The 3,750-nt window shown below is 49.3% G+C and carries 5 protein-coding genes; 4 read left to right on the top strand and 1 reads right to left on the bottom strand.

Features of this window, described 5'->3' with window-relative positions; translation table 11 throughout:
• The 4 genes from KDK13_RS16750 to KDK13_RS16735 all read left to right on the top strand — a co-directional run.
• Window positions 1-217: adenosylhomocysteinase (locus KDK13_RS16750; RefSeq protein WP_257286131.1), on the top strand; the 217-nt coding region annotated here is incomplete at its 5' end.
• Between the two features lie 59 nt (window positions 218-276).
• Window positions 277-1,137, top strand: a complete 861-nt coding sequence (gene metF, locus KDK13_RS16745) for a methylenetetrahydrofolate reductase [NAD(P)H] (RefSeq protein ID WP_257286129.1) — start codon at window positions 277-279, stop codon at window positions 1,135-1,137.
• 104 nt (window positions 1,138-1,241) lie between these two features.
• Window positions 1,242-1,967: a 16S rRNA (uracil(1498)-N(3))-methyltransferase gene (locus KDK13_RS16740; RefSeq protein ID WP_257286128.1), complete on the top strand. Its 726-nt coding sequence runs from the start codon at window positions 1,242-1,244 to the stop codon at window positions 1,965-1,967.
• Window positions 1,968-2,155: 188 nt separating this feature from the next.
• Window positions 2,156-2,683 (top strand): DUF3332 domain-containing protein, encoded by a 528-nt coding sequence (locus KDK13_RS16735; RefSeq protein ID WP_257286127.1) that lies wholly within the window; start codon window positions 2,156-2,158, stop codon window positions 2,681-2,683.
• 324 nt (window positions 2,684-3,007) lie between these two features.
• Here KDK13_RS16735 and KDK13_RS16730 read toward each other — a convergent pair whose 3' ends face one another.
• Entirely contained in the window at window positions 3,008-3,565 is a 558-nt protein-coding gene (locus tag KDK13_RS16730) for a hypothetical protein (protein ID WP_257286126.1), read from the bottom strand.
• Between the last annotated feature and the right edge of the window lie 185 nt (window positions 3,566-3,750).

The following is a 3,750-nucleotide window of genomic DNA, read 5'->3' as shown; positions in this document are numbered from 1 at the left end:
GATTCATCTTTATCAAGCCGGGTTTGCTCATCTGCCAGCCGATAAAAAGCCAGAAAAACTGGCGGTAACGGTATTGCCGAAGAAGCTGGATGAAGAAGTTGCTGCCTATATGGTAGAAGGCTTTGGTGGAGTCATCACCCGGCTGACACAAGATCAGGCTGACTACATTAACGTTCCTGTTGATGGTCCGTTCAAGAGTAACGATTACAAATACTAACTGCCTTTCAAGCTGGCTGGTGTCTCTTCACCGGCCAGCTGCCTCTGCTGGTGAATACCATGGCGAATACAATAACCAATAATACTCCTGTCAGCTTTGAGTTCTTTCCCACTAAAACTGAAGAGGGGGCCCGGAAGCTTGAGCAGCACGCTCTCAGTCTGGCCAGGTACCAACCGGAATTTTTCTCGGTGACTTACGGAGCGGGTGGCTCAACACGGGACAGAACCCTTGAAACGGTGCTGTCTACTCAGAACCAGACCCATATAGCAACGGCTCCGCATCTTTCCTGTGTTGGTGACTCCCGTGAGCAGATTAAAAAGTTGCTCAATTTTTACCGTAACCAGGGGGTTGGGCGTATTGTGGCCTTGAGAGGTGACCTGCCTTCAGGTATGGGGCGTGACAGCGGTGAGCTGCGCTACGCCAATGAGCTGGTAGAGTTTATCCGTGCGGAAACGGGAGACCACTTCCACATTGAGGTTGCCGCTTATCCGGAAGTGCATCCACAGGCACCGAATATGGAAAAGGACCTGGAAAACTTCAAACGTAAGGTTGATGCCGGCGCAAATTCAGCCATTACCCAGTATTTTTTCAATGCGGACAGTTATTTCTATTTCCTGGAGCGTACTCACTCACTGGGCATTGATCTCCCTGTGACTCCCGGGATCATGCCGATCACCAACTATACCCGCCTGGCCCGCTTTTCGGATGCCTGTGGTGCCGAGATTCCAAGATGGATTCGCAAGCAACTGGAAGCTTATGGCGATGATAGCACCAGCATTAAACAGTTCGGTGAAGAGGTGGTGACCCGGCTCTGTGAGAAATTATTGGCAGGTGGTGCTCCGGGTTTGCACTTTTATACCCTTAATCAGGCGGCTCCCTGCCAGGGTATCTGTGATAGCCTGGGTATTGGGGCTGATTGATGTGGTGGGTTATGAGTTGTGAGGGAATTGTGAATGGTATTATTATCCCTGTTAACTATTCCCTCATAACCCAAAACTCATAACCCTCAACCCAGTGCCTCCCCATGAGAAATCCCCGCATTTATTCCGAGCAGCCACTTCAGGCTGACAGCATCATCGAACTTGCAGAAAGTGCAGCCAATCATGTCGGCCGTGTCTTGCGCATGAGACCCGCGGAGCCACTGGTTTTGTTTAATGGTCAAGGGGGGGCCTGGCAGGGGAGGGTAGAGAGCGTTAGCAAAAAGTCGGTTACGGTTTATCTTGAATCGTTTATCGAGGGTGATGCCCAGTCTCCCTTGACGATTGAGCTTGGTCAGACACTCAGCCGCGGTGAGCGTATGGATTATGCCATTCAGAAGGCAACGGAAGCTGGCGTCACAGCCATTACCCCATTATGGAGTGAGCGTTGTGAGGTGAAGCTGAATGCAGAACGCCTGGACAAACGGGTGAAGCACTGGCAGCAGGTAGCTATCAGTGCCTGTGAACAGTGTGGCCGTAATATCGTACCGGCCATACATACGCCCGTTAAGCTGGAAGAGTGGCTCTCCACCCGAACTACCGAGTTGAACTTTGTGCTGCATCATCGAACCAGGGAGAAATTAAGTGGTTTTCAACAGCCAGGGTCGGTATCCCTGCTGATTGGCCCAGAGGGTGGTTTAACCGCTGAGGAAATTGAGCTGGCTGAGGGCTGGCGTTTCAACCCACTGGCGTTAGGTCCCCGTGTTCTTAGAACGGAAACTGCACCGGTAGTGGCTATTACGCTGATGCAGTACCTCTGGGGAGACTATTAATAGTACCTACGTGGTCAGTATAAGTAGCGACAGTAAATGGCTGGTCAGTAGAGGTAAAAGCCCTATAATTTGTCGTCCTTTTTAATGAGAGCCTTTGGTTATGAAAATGTCGCTTTTCAGGCTCTTTGCTTATTTTTTCCAGGGCAGGCGGCACATTTAGCCTTGGGCTGTTTTGGAGTAAATGATTCATGAAAAAAGTGGCGATTAACGCTCTGGCTATTGCTGTTTTTTCTGCTTCACTGACTGGCTGTATGGGTCAGATGGGCACCTCTGCCATGGTGACCAAAGCTAACCTGTCTGTTGTCGATAACCGTTATGGCCGTGCCGGACTGTTCATGTTGCTCAGCCCTGTTTACGGCATTGCCGCCACTGCTGACTTTTTCATTTTCAATACCATCGAGTTCTGGACCGGCACCAACCCGATTACTGGCAAGTCTCCAGCGGTTGTTGATATGCCTGTCGATGCCATCTTCAAGGTAAACAACAAGCTGGATAAGTCCATGACCGAAGTGCCTCTGGATGGTATCACTTCCGCTTCTTTCAAGCAGGTTGATGAGCATACAGTTGAAATGCACGTGACTTACACTGACGGTCAGCAGGCCGTTATGCGTGGTGAAAAGTCCGGTGAGGAAGTCAGCTTCTTTATGGATGGCGAGTTTGTTGCTACCGCTCAGGTTGCAGAACTGAATGATTATGTTGCTTCCAGCCAGTCTTGATTGATTCACTCTGAAAGCTAATGCCACTCGCTCCTGAGCGAGTGGCATCTGTCGCTGCCATAACGGCTCTTCTTTGATTCTTCACACTATTGGTCATCGTGAGGATCAGGAAAGAAGAGTTGTACGAAACTAACCCGCTTTTCCCTGCTACTGACTTTCTTATTACCGAAAAAGATCAGCGCCTGCCTTATCAGAAACCACCCGCTGTCCCGTGTTTTGGCTCTGGTTTCAGCGGCTGTTTTCGGCATCGCCTGAATTACCGCCCCAAAACCATTTTTATAGAAAAACTTCATGTAACTCAAAGGGATATATGGGTGTTTATCACTATACATGCAAAGTTGATGGTGTGAAAAACTGCTGGATCAGATAGGTGTTGGCACCGTGGATTTCCACACCGTCAAAACCGGCGACAATGGCACGATTAACAGCATTGCCGAAGAACTCGATCATCTCTTCGATTTGCGCCGGGGTCATCTCCAGCGGAGTTTCTGCATTATCACGCAGAGCGGCAACAGGGCTGGCCGAGATCGGTTTATGGCCACCATTAAACTCGGGCGTTGCCATACGACCGGCATGGTAAATTTGCAGAATCGCTTTTGAGCCTTTGGCCTTGATGGCATCCGCCAGTTGCTTCAGGCCGGCAATTTTGCCGTCAGTATCAATACCCAGTGCGCCGGGGAAGGCTCTGCCGTAATTTTCCACAAAAGCACTTTCGACAATAACGGCACCCGCATCGCCAGAGCGAGCAGCGTAATAGGTAATCATCTCCTGAGTTACGCCGCCATCAAAAAAAGCAGATTGAATCGTCATCGGAGCCATCACGATGCGATTTTTGAACTTGTTACCTGATTGAAACAGAACGTCGTCGATCAAATGAGCCATCAAGACTTCCTTATTTCAGCCCAATAACCGTACAAACGTTTGCTCACTGGGCTGACTGTTTATGGAATAAATACTTTTTTTAAGACCAGTATCAAGACAAGGGCTCAATATTAAGCCCAGCGAAAAATCATCGGCATTTTTTCACACCATCAACTTTGCATGTATAGTGATAAACACCCATATAT

Origin of the sequence: Endozoicomonas sp. SESOKO1 (assembly GCF_024606265.1) — a bacterium.
Classification (GTDB): Bacteria; Pseudomonadota; Gammaproteobacteria; order Pseudomonadales; family Endozoicomonadaceae; genus Endozoicomonas.
Note: the sequence above shows the minus strand (reverse complement) of the source record. Positions and strands in the feature narration are given on the sequence as shown.

Coding starts and splice junctions, on each gene's coding strand:
- metF (WP_257286129.1), top strand. CDS start 277: ATGGCGAATACAATAACCAATAATACTCCTGTCAGCTTTGAGTTCTTT.
- KDK13_RS16740 (WP_257286128.1), top strand. CDS start 1,242: ATGAGAAATCCCCGCATTTATTCCGAGCAGCCACTTCAGGCTGACAGC.
- KDK13_RS16730 (WP_257286126.1), bottom strand. CDS start 3,565: ATGGCTCATTTGATCGACGACGTTCTGTTTCAATCAGGTAACAAGTTC.
- KDK13_RS16735 (WP_257286127.1), top strand. CDS start 2,156: ATGAAAAAAGTGGCGATTAACGCTCTGGCTATTGCTGTTTTTTCTGCT.